Source organism: Paragemmobacter kunshanensis (assembly GCF_011059185.1).
GTDB lineage: Bacteria > Pseudomonadota > Alphaproteobacteria > Rhodobacterales > Rhodobacteraceae > Paragemmobacter > Paragemmobacter kunshanensis.
The window spans coordinates 25,432-40,124 of record NZ_JAALFE010000008.1 but is presented as its reverse complement, the minus strand read 5'-3'; the positions used below and the strand labels follow the sequence as shown (position 1 = coordinate 40,124).

Here is a 14,693-nt window from a genome sequence, read left to right as displayed (position 1 = left end):
TTGTGCCTGACCCGAATAGCGCGCCAATATGGCTTGGGCAACCGTGAGGCCAGAAGATGATCCGTCGATATGGGGAGCCGCTGCGGCAAGGTCAACGCTACCGGCGCAGGCCGGGCGTCTATGCCATCCTGCTGGATGGCGGCGACCTGCTGGCCACGCATCAGGCAGAGCCGGTGCCGGAATACCAGTTGCCGGGGGGCGGGATCGACCCGGGCGAACATCCGGTGGCGGCGCTGCATCGCGAGGTCTTCGAAGAGACTGGCTGGCGCATCGCGATCGACCGGCGGCTGGGCGCGTTCCGGCGGTTCACCTATATGCCGGAATACGATCTCTGGGCGGAAAAGCTGTGTTCCGTCTATCTGGCGCGGCCGGTCAGGCGGCTTGGCCCGCCATCAGAGGCGGGGCATCAGGCGGTGTGGATGCCGGTGGAGGCGGGGCTGGAACTGCTGGGCAATCCGGGGGATCGCGCCATGCTGGCGCGGGCGCTGGGGGTGCCGGGGCGCGGGCGTCAGTCCGGGCCGCGGTAATCCAGGATCACGGCCGACATGTCATCGGGAAAGTCGCTGCTGCCCGCATAGGCGGCGAGGCCCGTCAGGATGGCATCGCGAAGGGCCACGCCACGCAGCGCACCCTGCCCCTGCAGCAGGGTGCAAAGCCCGGCCTGCCCCAGATCACCGTCGGGGCCCGGACATTCGGTAATGCCGTCCGAGGGAATCACCAGCCGATCCCCGGGGCGCAGTTGCAGCGTCAGGGCCTCATATCCGGCGTCGGGGACAAGCCCGACGGGAAAACCACCCTCGCCCAGCGGGCGCGGCGCGTGGCCGGGCGAAAGCAGCACGGGATGCGGATGCCCGGCCTGCACGATATGGGCCGACCCGCTGGCAAGGCAGATGTCGACATAAAGCATGGTCAGGTAGAGATCGCCCTGCTGATCGGCGCAGAGCAGGCGGTTGAGACGCTCCACCACCGCGCCGGCCGCGAGGGGGCGGCCTTCAAGGAAGGCCACGTTCTGATCACGCGCATGGGGCGACAGAAGCGCGGCGATCCGCGCCGCCATCAGGGCCGAGGCCACGCCATGCCCCGACACATCGACCGAGAACAGCGCGACCCGCCCTTCGGCAAGGGGGAACCAGCCCACCAGATCACCGCCCAGATGGCCGGACGGCTGCATCAGGAAGGTGGCCTCGGCCCCGGGAAGGGGGACCACGGCCTCTGGCACCAGCGAAAGCTGAAGGCGCCGCGCTTCGGCGAGGTCCCGCTCCAGCGCGGAATAGAGCCGTTCCAGATCCTGGTTGCGCTGGCGCAACTCGGCCTGCATCCGAAGGATGCGTTCACCGGCATGCAGGCGGGCCTGCAGTTCGGCGGCGTCGATCGGTTTTGTAAGGAAATCGTCGGCCCCGCTTTCCAGCCCGTCGGCCACGGCCGACTTGCCGGATTTCGCGCTGATCAGGACGAAATAGCCATAGGAATCGCGCGGGATCGCGCGGAAGGCGCGGCACAGGTCCAGCCCCGACATGCCGGGCATGACCCAGTCGCTGAGCACGATGTCGAATTCCCGCGCACGCGCAAGTTCGACAGCCTCTTGCCCCGAGGCGGCGACCGCCACGTCATAGCCCCAGCGCGTCAGTTGCAGCGACAGCATCTGCCGCTGCGCCGCGCTGTCATCGGCCACCAATATGCGCCTTGTCCCATCCGCGACCTGCACCCCATCCCCCGCATCCAGACCCGACAGGAGCCTAGACCGGCAGGGATTAACGGCCGGTCAAAGCCTTGGATTGAATGTATTTCCGCAGCCGGGGTTTACGCCTTCTTCACCCTGCGGCGCGAGTCTGCCTTCCGGGGGCCGGTGAAGGGGGACAGCGCGATGCTGGTAAATCAGGAACGACTGGGGGCCTTGCGGGGCGAAATCGGGGAAGACGGGTTCGATGACGTGCTGGAGATGTTTCTGGCCGAAAGCGATGAGGTGGTCGCCCGGCTTGCCGGGCAGGCGGAGGGCGCGATGTCAGAGGCGGATCTGCACTTCCTGAAGGGCAGCGCGCTGACCCTTGGCCTTGATCCGCTGGCGGATCTGTGCCGCCAATGCGAAGCCGGGCCGCAGGTTCATCCGTCAGTTCTGCAAGACCTGTATATTCGGTCGCGCGCGGCGATCCGGCAGGATCAGATCAGGAATTCCGACAGCACCTCGTCATTGGTGATGTCGCGATAGGCGAAGGCGGCATCGTCCAGCTTGCGGAACAGGTCGCGAAAATTCTCGGGCCGGCGGGTTTCGATCCCGATCAGGACAGAGCCGAAGTTGCGCGCCGATTTCTTCAGGTACTCGAAGCGGGCGATATCGTCATCCGGGCCCAGCATGCCAAGGAATTCGCGCAGGGCGCCCGGGCGCTGCGGCATGCGCAGGATGAAATATTTCTTCACGCCCGAATAGCGCTGGGCGCGTTCCTTCACCTCGGGCAGGCGTTCGAAATCGAAATTCCCGCCCGAGGTGACGCAGACCACCGTCTTTCCCCGGATCTCTTCCGCCAGTTCGGGCAGGACGTCCACCGACAGCGCGCCTGCAGGCTCCAGCACGATGCCTTCGACATTCAGCATTTCCAGCATGGTGACGCAGATGCGGTCTTCGGGGGCGAGATAGACATCGGAAACGTCGATCCAGTCCAGATGCCGATAGGTGATGTCGCCCAGCCGTGCCACCGCCGCGCCATCGACGAAACTGTTGACGCGGGGCAGTTTTGCCGGCTCTCCGGCACGCAGGGCGGCCATCAGGCTGGCCCCGCCCAGCGGTTCGACAAAGCGGAATTCGGTGCCCGGCGATGCCGCGCGCAGATAGGCGGTGACACCCGAGGAGAGGCCTCCGCCACCCACCGGCAGGATCACCAGATCGGGCGACTTGCCCAGTTGATCGAGGATCTCGACCCCCACCGAAGACTGGCCGAGGATCACGTCCGGATCATCGAAGGGCGACAGGAAATGCGCCTGCCGCTCCGCGCAGAAGGCCTGGGCGGCGGCGAGCGTCTGATCGAAATAGTCGCCCGTCAGCACGATGCGGACATTGTCGCCGCCAAAGGCGCGGGTCTTGTCGATCTTCTGCTGCGGGGTGGTGACGGGCATGAAGATCGTGCCCTCGACGCCGAAGTGACGGCAGGCGAAGGCCAGCCCCTGCGCATGATTGCCCGCACTGGCACAGACGAAGTGGCGGCGATCGGGTGTCAGATCGAGAACATGGCGCATGGCGGTGAAGGCCCCGCGCAGCTTGTAGCTGCGGACGGGAGTCAGGTCTTCGCGCTTCAGCCAGATGTCGGCATCATAGCGCTGAGACAGGTGTTCGTTGCGCTGCAGGGGCGTTTCGGGAAACAGGTCGCGCAGGGCATCGGTCGCGGCGCGTGCCCGTGATGTGAAATCCGTCATGCGGCGGAAACCCCCGTTGCCCTATCAGATTGATCGCCAGGACGCATCCGCGCCACAAAGCTGCCACAGAAAAGACCCGGGAATTAATCCACGGTTCCTGCCGCAACACTTAAGCGAGGACAGGGCCATGTTCCATCCCAAGAAGATCGTGACGGTTCTTGGTATCACCACTTTGCTGCTTTCCCCCATTGCCCCGATCACCGGTATCTTCGGAGATGCCGTTGCCGAGGCCGGAAACGGCAAGGGCGGTGGTGGTGGCAACGGGGGCGGCGGCGGCAATGGCGGCGGTGGTGGCGGTGGCAATGCCGGCGGTGCGGGAAAATCGTCCGAGGCGAAGGCCGGGAGCGGAAAGCCCGCGAACCGGCAGCAGACGGCCAGCGTCGAGGGCGGGCAAGCCAAGGTGAAGCCCGGCGCGGCCGCCGGTGCCGACACGGATCTTGCGGCAAACGAACTGGGCAACATGAACGGCGCGATGAACGCCAATATCAACGCCGTCCTTGCCCATATCCGCAACGGCAACACCAACGGCCCCATTGGTGCCATGGCGGCGCTGGCGAAGGCGGATGCCGGTTTGGGCGATCTGGATGCCGAGGAGGTGCTGGCGCGCGAGGAGGCCTGGGAAAGCTATGATCAGGCGATAACAGAGGCGCTGGGCGACAGCTATCCGGATCTGGATGCCTATCTTGCCGCCAGACAGGCCGAGGCGGATTATCCTGGCCTTGCCGAGCAGTGGCAGGCCGATTTCGATGCCTATCAGGCGGCCGTCACGGCAGGCGATCCGGAGGCCGAGTCGCTGAACCCGGGGGATCCGCCCGTGGATCCGGATTTCACCGAGATCGCCGCGCTGGAAGATCTGGTTGCCGCCCCGCCCGAAGGGGAACGGCCTTCGGAGGAAGACCTTGCCGCCGTCGAGGCGGTGAGCGATGCCGAAGCGGCCCTTCTGGCGATGTGGAACAAGAACCCCGACAGTTCCGACGACCTGACGGAAGAGGAAGCGGCGCTGCTGGAATCGCTTCGGGCGCGCTTCTCGGATGCGGATCTGGAGCGGATCGCGGCGGCAATGGAGGGCTGATCCCTCTGCCATCGACCGCGGGAGGGGGGCGGCCCGGTGCCGCCCCTTTTCCGTTCCGGCCTGCCCTTGCCGCGCAGGGCAAGACCCGATACACCGCGCGCCAATAATCCTTGGGAAACGGGGCCGCCATGTTCAAGCCGAAGAAAGTCGTCCTTGCCTATTCAGGCGGTCTGGATACGTCGATCATCCTGAAATGGTTGCAGACGGAATATGGCTGCGAGGTGGTGACCTTCACCGCCGATCTGGGCCAGGGCGAGGAGCTGGAACCCGCGCGTCAGAAGGCGCTGCTGATGGGGATCAAGGCGGAGAACATCCACATCGTGGATGTGCGCGAGGAATTCGTGCGCGACTTCGTCTTCCCGATGTTCCGGGCGAATGCGGTCTATGAAGGGCTGTATCTGCTGGGCACGTCCATCGCGCGGCCGCTGATTTCCAAGGAACTGGTGCGGATCGCGCAGGAAACCGGGGCGGACGCCGTGGCGCATGGCGCGACGGGCAAGGGCAATGATCAGGTGCGGTTCGAGTTGGGCGTCGCGGCGCTGGACCCGTCGATCAGGGTGATCGCGCCTTGGCGGCTGTGGGATCTGACCAGCCGGACGAAACTGCTGGAATTCGCCGAGGCGAACCAGATCCCGATCGCCAAGGACAAGCGGGGCGAGGCGCCCTTCTCTGTCGACGCGAACCTGCTGCACACCTCCTCCGAGGGGAAGGTGTTGGAGAACCCCGCCGAAGAAGCGCCGGAATTCGTGTATCAGCGCGTGGTCCCGGTGGAGAAGGCGCCGGATCAGGCGGAGTTCGTCGAGATTTCCTTCGAGCGTGGCGATGCCGTGGCGATCAATGGCGAGGCGCTGTCGCCCGCGACGATCCTGACGCGGTTGAACGAGATGGGCGGGCGGCATGGGGTTGGCCTGCTGGACCTTGTCGAAAACCGCTTCGTCGGGATGAAGTCGCGGGGCCTGTATGAAACCCCCGGCGGGACCATCCTGCTGGAGGCGCATCGCGGGATCGAACAGATCACGCTGGATTCGGGTGCGGGGCATCTGAAGGATTCGATCATGCCGCGCTATGCGGAGCTTATCTATAACGGCTTCTGGTTCAGCCCCGAGCGTGAGGCGCTGCAGGCCCTGATCGACAAGACGCAGGAGCATGTGACCGGGACGGTGCGGGTGAAGCTGTACAAGGGGTCGGCCCGCTGCGTGGCGCGGTGGTCGGAGCATTCGCTGTATTCCGAGAAGCACGTCACGTTCGAAGAGGACGCGGGGGCGTACGATCAGAAGGACGCCGAAGGGTTCATCCGCCTGAACGCGCTGCGGTTGAAGCTGATCGCGACGCGGAATGCGCGGGTGAAGGGCTAAGTCATTGATCCGAGAGTCTTTTTGCTATCGGATTAATCCTTGTTGAATCAAGGGTTTAGCTTGACTAAAGGGTGTGGGGATACTATATTCCTCATGTGAGTGATGCGGTAAATCCCACGTCCGCAGGTCATCGCAAGATGGGCCTTTGTATTGGGGGGAGCTGTGGGTCCCCCCCTCACATTCCAAAGAAGTTGTGGTGGCTTTGGATGTGAAGGCGTGTCGCGCCTCGCATCTTGTTTCGCGATAATTCTGACGTGAAATAGAATGTGCGAATGAATATCCCGGTATCTTCGCGATTGCGGCTAAGGACAAGAAAGTAGGCGCGCTTCGGATTTTCAGTGTCGTGAAGAACAACTTCAATCTGAAGGTCTGAACCGCGTTTCGTCGACTGGAAATAATCGCCGTCCTGAATGACCGTGGGCAGGTAAAGCCCCTTGGTCGCGTCCATTCCGTGCATGGGATGATGTGCGATTTTTTGTGCGTCGCGCACCGTGATGTACACCGAGCGTGCCGACCACTTCAGCTTTCTGGATACCGGTAGGGGGATATCGCCGACACGCAGCGGAGAGAAGGATGCCTCACCGTTCAGGAGCAAATACAAGCGGAACAAAGGATCACTTGGCACCATGCCGTAATGTCTGTCCCATGCCGGTTCTTTGTCAACTACGGTGGATTTAGGCGCACTTCTTCGCGGCCTGTTCGTCCAGCGCGGTGTTGAGTTTTTCGGCGTCCCAATCGCCCGCCAGCGCCTCGGCCACCAGTGCGGCCTGCGTCTTGGGGGCCATGCCGCCCAAGGGCGGATCGCGGTCTAGGTTGGTGGGGAAGCTGTAGCCTTCGGCCGAGGCGGCGATGGCGTGGGCGATCTGGTTGTCCGAAAGGCTGCCGTCCTTTTTCGCAGCGCGCAGAACGGGATAGAGCGCCTTGGTCATGCGGGTGCGATCCACCGTTTCCATCGCGCGGCCATAGGCGGAGGAGACCTGGAACAGGTTCACCATGCGGCGGATATCGGTGCTGCGGTTGGTGCCTGCGGCGTGGAGGAGGGCGGGGGAGAAGAAGAGCATATCGCCCTTTTCCAGCGGGAGTTGGACGAAATGTTCCGCGAAATAGGCGCGGAAATCGGGGCGGTTCATGGCGAGGTAGCCCGCGTCATAGGCTTGCGAGAAGGGGAGGAGTTGGGTGGGCCCTGTCTCGATGGTCGCGTCCACATGGGCGATGGCGCCTTGCAGCGTCAGGACGGGGGAGAGGAGTTGGACATGGCGGGGGTAGCGTTCGATCTGCGCCGCGGATTGGAAGCCGAGGTGGTAGTCGCGGTGCGGTGACTGCGCCGCGCCGCCGGGGTTCACCACGTTGAGTTGCGCGGTGATCTGGTAATGGGGGCCGAGCCATGCCTCGGATATCGCGGCGAGGAAGGGGTTGGCGTAGTAGCGGGCGAAGTTCGCCGGGTCTGCAAGGCAATGTTTTTCCAAGGAATTCCAAAGCCGGTCATTCGCGCCCGGTTTGGCGAAATGGTCGCCGCCTGCGGTGCCTGCGCGGTTCTGTTCCTCGATCAGTCGAAAGAACAGCGCGGTGGCGTCGTCGATCATCGCAAGATCGGGTTCGGCGCCTTTGAGGACGACGACTCCGGGACCTGTCAGCATGGCTTCGGCCCATTCGGCCATCAGGGCGCGGCGGTCGTCGGGGTTGGACAGGGTAGGCAGGAGGGTGGGGCAGTCGTAGATCAGGATGTTCTTCTGCACATCCGCCGCGAGGGGATAGTCGGAAAGGGAAACCGTTTGGGAACAGAGGGTTGTGAGGTCTTCAAGACGGCAATCCTCGGCCTTCAAATAGACGCGCGCCGTGCGGGCGGCGGTGGTGGAATGGTTGAGCATGGCATCCTCCCCGATGCTGGTTAGGGGGAGTTTGCTTTGCCGCGCGGGTTCGGGCAAGGCCGGGACTGACGGTTTTCCGTCAGAGTTTGAACCGCGCAAGCCTTTGATAATGCGGGAGGGCCTGTTCCACCAAGGGGGCGTAATCGGCGGGAAGCGTGGGAAGGGGGCCTTCAGCCTCGCCAAAGCCGGTGGAGGCGTGGACGGCATTATACCAATGCGGCGCCCAGACACCGTCATAGGATTTGGGTCCGGCGGGCCAGTGCAGCATGTCTTCGGTGAAGGGGATGCCCAGGGCCGTGCAGAGTTTTTCCAGCGATTCCCATGGGTTGGCGCGGATATCGGCGCTGTCGATCACAAGGGGCGGGCGGCCCATCCAGCCCGCCACCTCGTCAAACAGTTCGGCCTGCTGGACAAAGCCGATATCGGCAAGGGTGGGGGCTTCGCGCTTCTGGCTGTAACTGGCCACCACGCGGGCGGGATGCCGGATCAGGAAGACATTTGTCAGGTGGCGCATGAAGCCCCGGTCAAACTTCGGGATCATGTGAAGCGTCATATGCTTTTGATAATGAATTGGTTTTCCATCCGGGATCGGCCCGAGAAGCCCCGCCGCGACATCCGCAGGATCGGATGGCTGGGCGGCGATCACCTCTGTCCGCATGGGGTGGTCGATCCCTGTCGCGGCCAGATAGGCCCCGTAGAAGGGTTCGTCGATCACCGCACAATCGCCCCTTGCGGCGAAGGCATACATCATGGCGGTGGAAAGGTTCCGGGGGCCGGACCACATGGCGATTTTCATGCGATTTCCCTGTGCTACGGGTGGTGCAGCGCGTGGTGCAGACGGCTGTGCATAGGCTACGAACGGGCGATCAACGCCTTGTAAAGGCCGCGCAGCCTTTCGGTCATCGGCCCCATCTGCCCCGTCCCGATCTGCCGCCCGTCGATGATGCCGACGGGGGTCTGCGCGCCGAAGGTGCCGGTCAGGAAGGCCTCATCCGCGCCGTAGGTATCGACAAGGGAGAAGTTGCGTTCGTAAACGGGTATGCCGTTCTCGCGGCAAAGGTCGATCACCTTTTGCCGGGTGATGCCGTTCATGCAGTAGTCGCCCGTGCTGGTCCACACCTCGCCCTTCCGCACGATGAAGAAGTTGCAGGCGTTGGTGGTGTTCACGAAGCCGTGGACATCGAGCATCAGCGCCTCGTCCGCGCCGGCCTTTTGCGCGGCGATGCAGGCCAGGATGCAGTTCAGTTTGGAATGGCTGTTCAGCTTCGGGTCCTGCGTCATGGGCAGGCCACGCAGATGGGGGACGGTGGCCAGCGTGATGGGGCGCGGGATCTTCGGCTTTGAATGTTCCATGATGATCGCGACCGTCGGCCCCTGCTGCGACAGGCGCGGGTTCTGGAAGGGGCGGGTCTTCACCCCCCGCGTCACCATCAGGCGGCAATGGGCATCGGTTGTCATCCCGTTGGCCATTTGCGTCTCTGACACGGCGGAAATCATCTGTTCGGGCGTCATGCCGATATCCAGGTCGATGGCCTTTGCCGCCTCATAGAGCCGGTCCATATGTTCGGTGATGAAGGCCCATTTGCCATCGTAAAGACGGATGCCTTCCCACACGCCATCGCCCAGCATGAAGCCCGAATCGTAAACCGAGACGAGCGCATCCTTTTTCGGAACGATGCGGCCGTTCACATAGATGAGGATGCTTTCGTTGCGGATGTCTTCTTCCGCGGCGTGGGTAGAGACGTGGTCTGTCATCGGTGGCCCCTGTTCTTTGGCCGCAGGCTAGAGGCGGCGGGCCGGAAGGGAAAGGGGCGGCGTCACCTTGGCGTGATGTCACGTCAGGGTGAATTGCCCGCCCTGCGCGCCTGTCACAGGCTGGCGCGAAAAGGGAGACCGCCCATGCACCGCCTGTTCACCATCGCCGCCGTTGTCGTGACGCTTTTCCTGTCGGCCGTCCTGGGCACGGCCAGCCATGCCGCCACGGGGAAGGCCGTGGTGGCAGGCGGATGCTTCTGGTGCGTGGAGGCCGATTTCGAAAAGGTGCCGGGGGTGCGTTCGGTGATCTCGGGCTATACCGGCGGCACGGTGAAGGATCCGACCTACAAGCAGGTGGTGGCCGGCGGAACCGGGCATTACGAGGCGGTGGAGATTACCTTCGATACCAACCGGATCAGCTATGATGAGGTGTTGCGCCTGTTCCTGCGATCTGTCGATCCGCTGGATGCGGGCGGGCAGTTCTGTGACCGGGGGGATAGCTATCGGACGGCGATTTTCGTCTCTAACTCTGCGGAAAAGGCTGCTGCAGAGGCGGCGGTGGCAGAGGCATCCGCAGCGCTGGGCCAGCGCGTCGTGACGCCGATCCTGCAGGCGGGGCCGTTCTACAAGGCCGAGGATTATCATCAGGACTATTACAAGAGCCGGGATATCGTGATCACCCGGGCCGGGCCGAAGCAGAAGCGCAATGCCTATGCCTTCTATCGTGAGGCCTGCGGGCGGGATGCGCGGGTGAAGGCGGTCTGGGGCGATCAGGCGGCCTTTGTGAAATAGCGGGCGGGGCCTTTCGTGTAGCGGTGCGCTTTTGTAGGGTTCCCCAGGGAAGTGGGGGACCGATGACCGACGACAGCGTGACGCCGATGATGGCGCAGTATCTGGAGATCAAGGCGCAGAACCCCGGCGCGCTGCTGTTCTATCGGATGGGCGATTTCTACGAGATGTTCTTTGACGATGCCGTCGCAGCGGCAGAGGCGCTGGATATCGCGCTGACGAAGCGGGGGTTTCATCTGGGCGAGCCTATCGCGATGTGCGGGGTGCCTGTGCATTCGGCGGAAGGCTATCTGCTGACGCTGATCCGCAAGGGGTTTCGCGTGGCGATTGCGGAACAGCTGGAAGACCCGGCCGAGGCGAAGAAGCGCGGGTCGAAATCGGTGGTGCGGCGGGATGTGGTGCGGCTGGTCACGCCCGGCACATTGACCGAGGATGCCCTGCTGGAGGCGCGGCGGCATAATTTCCTGTGCGCCTTTGCCGAGGTGCGGGAAGAGGCGGCTTTGGCCTGGGCCGATATTTCCACAGGCGAGTTGCGGGTGATGCCTTGCGCGCCTGCGCGGTTGGGGCCGGAACTGGCGCGGCTGTCCCCCCGCGAGGTGCTGGTGAGCGAGGCGCGAGAGGCGGATTGGGCCGGAATAGTGACAGAATCCGGCGCGTCGCTGACGCGGTTGGCGCGGGGGTCTTTTGACTCTGTGTCCGCCGAAAAGCGGCTGTGCGCGCTGTTCGATGTGGGAACGCTGGAGGGGTTCGGGCGGTTTGACCGCGCGGAACTGTCGGCGATGGGGGCGCTGGTCGACTATCTGGACCTGACGCAGCGGGGGAAGCTGCCGCTTCTGCGGCCGCCGGTGAAGGAGGCGGCGGGGGGCGCGATGCAGATCGACGCCGCGACGCGGCGCAATCTGGAACTGACGCAGGCGTTGAGCGGCGGGCGTGAGGGGTCGCTGCTGGCGGCGGTGGACAGGACGGTCACGGCGGCGGGGGCGCGGCTGCTGGAACGGCGGGTGTCTTCGCCGTCGCGTGACCTTTCGGTGATCCATGCGCGGCTGGAATCGGTGCGTTTTCTGCTGGAACAGAGCCTGTTGCGCGCCGAATTGCGCGATGCGCTGCGGCGGGTGCCGGACATTGACCGCGCGCTGTCGCGGCTGGCGCTGGACCGGGGCGGGCCGCGCGACCTTGCCGCGATCCGGGCGGGGCTGACGCAGGCGGTATCGGTCGCCGCGCGGTTGGAGGGGGCGCCCGTGCTGCTGGAGGAGGCGGGGGCGGCGCTGGTGGGGCATGAGGCGCTGGTGGATCTGCTGGATCAGGCGCTGGTGGCGGAACCGCCGCTATTGGCGCGGGATGGGGGGTTCATCGCGCCGGGGTTTGACGACGAGCTGGATCAGGCGCGGCGGCTGCGGGATGAGGGGCGCGGGGTGATTGCCGCGATGCAGGCGGATTTCATCGCGCAGACGGGCATCCAGAGCCTGAAGATCAAGCATAACAACGTGCTGGGCTATTTCATCGAGACGACGTCCACCCATGCGGAGCGGATGCTGTCGCCGCCTCTGTCCGAGACGTTCATCCATCGGCAGACGACGGCAGGGCAGGTGCGGTTTACCACCGTGGAACTGTCCGAGATGGAGACGCGCATCCTGAACGCAGGGAACCACGCGCTGGAGATCGAGAAGCGGCATTTCGAGGCGCTGCGGGCGGCGGTTCTGGCGGCAAGCGGCCCAGTGGGCGCGGCGGCGCGGGCCTTGGCCGAGGTTGATCTGGCGGCGGGTTTTGCCGATCTGGCGGCGGAGGAGGGTTGGGCGGAGCCTGCGGTGGATGAAAGCCGCGCCTTCGTGGTGGAGGGGGGGCGGCACCCGGTCGTGGAACGCGCGCTGCGGCGGCAGGGGGCGGGGCCGTTCGTGGCGAATGACTGTGCGCTGACCGAGGGCGAGACGCCTACGATCTGGCTGCTGACGGGGCCGAACATGGCGGGTAAGTCCACATTCCTGCGGCAGAATGCGCTGATCGCGCTGCTGGCGCAGGCGGGGAGCTTCGTTCCGGCCAGCCGCGCGCATATCGGGGTGGTTAGCCAGTTGTTCAGCCGCGTGGGCGCGGCGGACGATCTGGCGCGGGGGCGGTCCACCTTCATGGTGGAGATGGTGGAGACGGCGGCGATCCTGAATCAGGCGGATGATCGGGCTTTGGTCATTCTGGATGAGATCGGACGCGGGACGGCGACCTATGACGGGCTGTCCATCGCCTGGGCGACGATGGAACATCTGCACGGGGTGAACCGCTGCCGGGCGCTTTTCGCCACGCATTATCACGAGATGACGGCTTTGGCGGGGAAGCTGCCGGGGGTGGAGAATGCGACCGTTTCCGTCAAGGAGTGGGAAGGCGAGGTCATCTTCCTGCACGAGGTGCGCAAGGGGGCGGCGGATCGGTCCTATGGGGTGCAGGTCGCGCGGCTGGCGGGGCTGCCTGCGGCGGTGGTGGACCGCGCCAAAGTGGTGCTGGAGGCGCTGGAATCCGGCGAACGCCAAGGCGGCGCGCGGCCCAAGGCGTTGATCGACGATCTGCCCCTGTTCAGCGTGGCCCCCGCCGCGCCCCCTGCCCCGCGTGTCGTTGCGAAGGAATCGGCGGTGGAGGCGCGGTTGAAGGAGGCGCATCCGGATGAGATGACGCCGATGGAGGCTCTGCGCCTTGTTTACGAGCTCAAGGATCTCTTGAAACCGTAAGCCTCTTCATCTGTTTGAAAATATCCCACGGGGGTCCGGGGGTGTGAAACCCCCGGTCCGACGGCAGCAATCAAGCGCCCGTGTTGGAGGAAACGCCCACCTGCGCGGGGCGCAGAAGCCGGTCGTGGAGCATGAAGCCTTCGGTCATCACCTGGATGATCTGGCCGGCTTTGGTGCCGGGAAGTGGGGCTTCGAACATGGCTTCGTGGTTCTGCGGATCGAACATGTCCCCGACCTTGGGGGTGATTGGTTTCACGCCATGGCGCGTCATCACATTGGTCAGTTCCCGCAGCGTCAGTTGCACGCCTTCGAACAGGGCGGCGGCGGCGGCCTTCTGTTCGTCGGTCGCAGCGTTCAGCGCGCGGTTGAGGTTGTCATAGACCGGCAGCAGATCGCGGGCGAGGCGGGTGCTGCCATATTGTTCGGCTTCGCGCCGGTCACGTTCGCCCCGCTTGCGGGTGTTTTCCGCATCGGCCAGAGCGCGCATGAAACGGTCGCGCAGTTCGTCGCGTTCCTGCTTCAGCGCCTCGACCTCGTCCAGCGCGGCGAGATCTTCGAGACCTTCCTCGATGGCGAAATCTTCGGAAACCGTCTTGTCGTCTGCCATGATCCTTCAGCCTTCTTCACTTGCCCCGTTCGGACACAAGCCGCCCGACGAGTTGCGCCGTGTAATCCACGATCGGCACGATGCGCCCGTAATTCAGCCGCGTCGGACCGATGACGCCCACGGCGCCGATGATCTTTCGATCCGCGTTCATATAGGGAGAAACGACGAGACTTGAACCGGAAAGTGAGAAGAGTTTGTTCTCGGACCCGATAAAAATGCGCACGCCTTCCCCGGTTTCCGCGAGTTCCAGAAAATCGGCGATGTCGCGCTTGCGTTCCAGGTCGTCGAACAGGGTTCGGATCCGGTCAAGATCGACGGATTCCTGTTCCAGAAGGTTGGCCCGCCCCCGCACGATCAGCCGTTCCGAGGTTTCGCCCGGATTTTCCCAGACGGCGAGACCCGATTCCACCAGATCGCGGGCGAGCGAATCAATCTCCTGCCGGCGGCGGGCGACCTCGGCCGTCATGGTGCGGCGAAGTTCGGTCAGCGTCTTGCCTTCGGCCAGCGCGTTCAGGAAATTCGCCGCCTCGCGCATGGAGGAAGGCGTCTGTCCCGGTGGCGGCGTGAAGATGCGGTTTTCCACCTGACCATTGGCAAAGACCAGCACCACAAGGGCGCGATCCTGCGAGAGGGAGACGAATTCGATATGGCGGATCGGCGCCTCGACCTTGGGCGCAAGAACGAGACTGGCGCCGCGCGTGATGCCCGACAGGGCCGCGCCGATGTGATCGAGAAGCGAGGTTACGTCCTGATCGTTCTGGCCCATGGTGGCGTCGATGCGTTCGCGGTCTTCCTCGGCCACGGTGCCCACCTCGAGCAGGCTGTCGACGAACATGCGCAGGCCCATCTGCGTGGGAATTCGCCCGGCAGAGATATGCGGGCTGTCCAGCAGGCCGAGGAATTCCAGATCCTGCATCACGTTTCGGATCGTGGCGGCAGAGAGTTTTTCCGACATCGACCGCGTCAGCGTGCGCGATCCGACAGGATCGCCGGAGGCGAGATAGCCTTCGACGACGCGGCGAAAGACTTCGCGCGAGCGGTCGTTCATTTCGGACAGTATCTTTGAACCGTCTGTCATCTGTCGATCCTTGCCGGTTTGCCATTATCGGCGCAGGCGACGGGGCGTCAATC

General features: G+C 64.3%; 14 protein-coding genes. 6 read left to right on the top strand and 8 right to left on the bottom strand.

Annotated elements, in window-relative coordinates; translation table 11 throughout:
* Positions 1-56 precede the first annotated feature (56 nt).
* Complete coding sequence (locus tag G5V65_RS09725) at positions 57-527, top strand: NUDIX hydrolase (protein WP_165049438.1); 471 nt, start codon at positions 57-59, stop codon at positions 525-527.
* Here G5V65_RS09725 and G5V65_RS09720 read toward each other — a convergent pair.
* Complete coding sequence (locus G5V65_RS09720) at positions 509-1,672, bottom strand: PP2C family protein-serine/threonine phosphatase (RefSeq protein WP_343162834.1); 1,164 nt, start codon at positions 1,670-1,672, stop codon at positions 509-511. The two genes, G5V65_RS09725 and G5V65_RS09720, sit on opposite strands and share 19 nt — an antisense overlap.
* A 192-nt stretch (positions 1,673-1,864) precedes the next feature.
* On the opposite strand from G5V65_RS09720, the gene G5V65_RS09715 reads away from it, so the two are divergent.
* Positions 1,865-2,206 (top strand): Hpt domain-containing protein, encoded by a 342-nt coding sequence (locus G5V65_RS09715; protein ID WP_165049436.1) that lies wholly within the window; start codon positions 1,865-1,867, stop codon positions 2,204-2,206.
* On the opposite strand, the gene ilvA is transcribed toward G5V65_RS09715, so the two are convergent.
* Positions 2,158-3,405 carry a threonine ammonia-lyase IlvA gene (gene ilvA, locus G5V65_RS09710; RefSeq protein ID WP_165049434.1) on the bottom strand — a complete coding sequence of 416 codons (1,248 nt, stop codon included), beginning with the start codon at positions 3,403-3,405 and terminating at the stop codon, positions 2,158-2,160. The genes G5V65_RS09715 and ilvA overlap by 49 nt on opposite strands.
* A 127-nt stretch (positions 3,406-3,532) precedes the next feature.
* Between ilvA and G5V65_RS22090 the strand changes: the two genes are divergently transcribed.
* Together G5V65_RS22090 and G5V65_RS09695 are read left to right on the top strand one after the other, a co-directional pair.
* Positions 3,533-4,477 (top strand): hypothetical protein, encoded by a 945-nt coding sequence (locus tag G5V65_RS22090; RefSeq protein WP_206526745.1) that lies wholly within the window; start codon positions 3,533-3,535, stop codon positions 4,475-4,477.
* 128 nt (positions 4,478-4,605) lie between these two features.
* The gene (locus tag G5V65_RS09695) at positions 4,606-5,832 is read left to right on the top strand and encodes an argininosuccinate synthase (RefSeq protein ID WP_165049431.1); all 1,227 of its coding nucleotides are present in this window, start codon (positions 4,606-4,608) and stop codon (positions 5,830-5,832) included.
* 175 nt (positions 5,833-6,007) lie between these two features.
* On the opposite strand, the gene G5V65_RS09690 is transcribed toward G5V65_RS09695, so the two are convergent.
* From G5V65_RS09690 to G5V65_RS09675, 4 genes are all read right to left on the bottom strand, one after another.
* A complete protein-coding gene (locus G5V65_RS09690; RefSeq protein WP_165049429.1) occupies positions 6,008-6,460 on the bottom strand; it encodes a hypothetical protein in 453 nt (150 codons plus the stop codon).
* A 46-nt stretch (positions 6,461-6,506) separates the two neighbouring features.
* Positions 6,507-7,700 carry a phytanoyl-CoA dioxygenase family protein gene (locus G5V65_RS09685; protein WP_165049426.1) on the bottom strand — a complete coding sequence of 398 codons (1,194 nt, stop codon included), beginning with the start codon at positions 7,698-7,700 and terminating at the stop codon, positions 6,507-6,509.
* Between the two features lie 79 nt (positions 7,701-7,779).
* Positions 7,780-8,496 (bottom strand): sulfotransferase-like domain-containing protein, encoded by a 717-nt coding sequence (locus tag G5V65_RS09680; RefSeq protein ID WP_241250516.1) that lies wholly within the window; start codon positions 8,494-8,496, stop codon positions 7,780-7,782.
* Between the two features lie 56 nt (positions 8,497-8,552).
* Positions 8,553-9,455 carry a D-amino acid aminotransferase gene (locus G5V65_RS09675; RefSeq protein WP_165049424.1) on the bottom strand — a complete coding sequence of 301 codons (903 nt, stop codon included), beginning with the start codon at positions 9,453-9,455 and terminating at the stop codon, positions 8,553-8,555.
* Between the two features lie 144 nt (positions 9,456-9,599).
* On the opposite strand from G5V65_RS09675, the gene msrA reads away from it, so the two are divergent.
* Positions 9,600-10,247, top strand: coding sequence for a peptide-methionine (S)-S-oxide reductase MsrA (msrA, locus tag G5V65_RS09670; protein ID WP_165049422.1), 648 nt, complete (start codon positions 9,600-9,602; stop codon positions 10,245-10,247).
* 62 nt (positions 10,248-10,309) lie between these two features.
* Complete coding sequence (mutS, locus tag G5V65_RS09665) at positions 10,310-12,955, top strand: DNA mismatch repair protein MutS (RefSeq protein WP_165049420.1); 2,646 nt, start codon at positions 10,310-10,312, stop codon at positions 12,953-12,955.
* 70 nt (positions 12,956-13,025) lie between these two features.
* On the opposite strand, the gene G5V65_RS09660 is transcribed toward mutS, so the two are convergent.
* Both G5V65_RS09660 and hrcA read right to left on the bottom strand, forming a co-directional pair.
* Positions 13,026-13,562 carry a nucleotide exchange factor GrpE gene (locus tag G5V65_RS09660; protein WP_165049417.1) on the bottom strand — a complete coding sequence of 179 codons (537 nt, stop codon included), beginning with the start codon at positions 13,560-13,562 and terminating at the stop codon, positions 13,026-13,028.
* A 16-nt stretch (positions 13,563-13,578) separates the two neighbouring features.
* Positions 13,579-14,640, bottom strand: coding sequence for a heat-inducible transcriptional repressor HrcA (gene hrcA, locus G5V65_RS09655; RefSeq protein ID WP_165049415.1), 1,062 nt, complete (start codon positions 14,638-14,640; stop codon positions 13,579-13,581).
* Between the last annotated feature and the right edge of the window lie 53 nt (positions 14,641-14,693).

Coding starts and splice junctions, on each gene's coding strand:
- G5V65_RS09725 (WP_165049438.1), top strand. CDS start 57: ATGATCCGTCGATATGGGGAGCCGCTGCGGCAAGGTCAACGCTACCGG.
- G5V65_RS09715 (WP_165049436.1), top strand. CDS start 1,865: ATGCTGGTAAATCAGGAACGACTGGGGGCCTTGCGGGGCGAAATCGGG.
- ilvA (WP_165049434.1), bottom strand. CDS start 3,405: ATGACGGATTTCACATCACGGGCACGCGCCGCGACCGATGCCCTGCGC.
- G5V65_RS22090 (WP_206526745.1), top strand. CDS start 3,533: ATGTTCCATCCCAAGAAGATCGTGACGGTTCTTGGTATCACCACTTTG.
- G5V65_RS09695 (WP_165049431.1), top strand. CDS start 4,606: ATGTTCAAGCCGAAGAAAGTCGTCCTTGCCTATTCAGGCGGTCTGGAT.
- G5V65_RS09690 (WP_165049429.1), bottom strand. CDS start 6,460: ATGGTGCCAAGTGATCCTTTGTTCCGCTTGTATTTGCTCCTGAACGGT.
- G5V65_RS09685 (WP_165049426.1), bottom strand. CDS start 7,700: ATGCTCAACCATTCCACCACCGCCGCCCGCACGGCGCGCGTCTATTTG.
- G5V65_RS09680 (WP_241250516.1), bottom strand. CDS start 8,496: ATGAAAATCGCCATGTGGTCCGGCCCCCGGAACCTTTCCACCGCCATG.
- G5V65_RS09675 (WP_165049424.1), bottom strand. CDS start 9,455: ATGACAGACCACGTCTCTACCCACGCCGCGGAAGAAGACATCCGCAAC.
- msrA (WP_165049422.1), top strand. CDS start 9,600: ATGCACCGCCTGTTCACCATCGCCGCCGTTGTCGTGACGCTTTTCCTG.
- mutS (WP_165049420.1), top strand. CDS start 10,310: ATGACCGACGACAGCGTGACGCCGATGATGGCGCAGTATCTGGAGATC.
- G5V65_RS09660 (WP_165049417.1), bottom strand. CDS start 13,562: ATGGCAGACGACAAGACGGTTTCCGAAGATTTCGCCATCGAGGAAGGT.
- hrcA (WP_165049415.1), bottom strand. CDS start 14,640: ATGACAGACGGTTCAAAGATACTGTCCGAAATGAACGACCGCTCGCGC.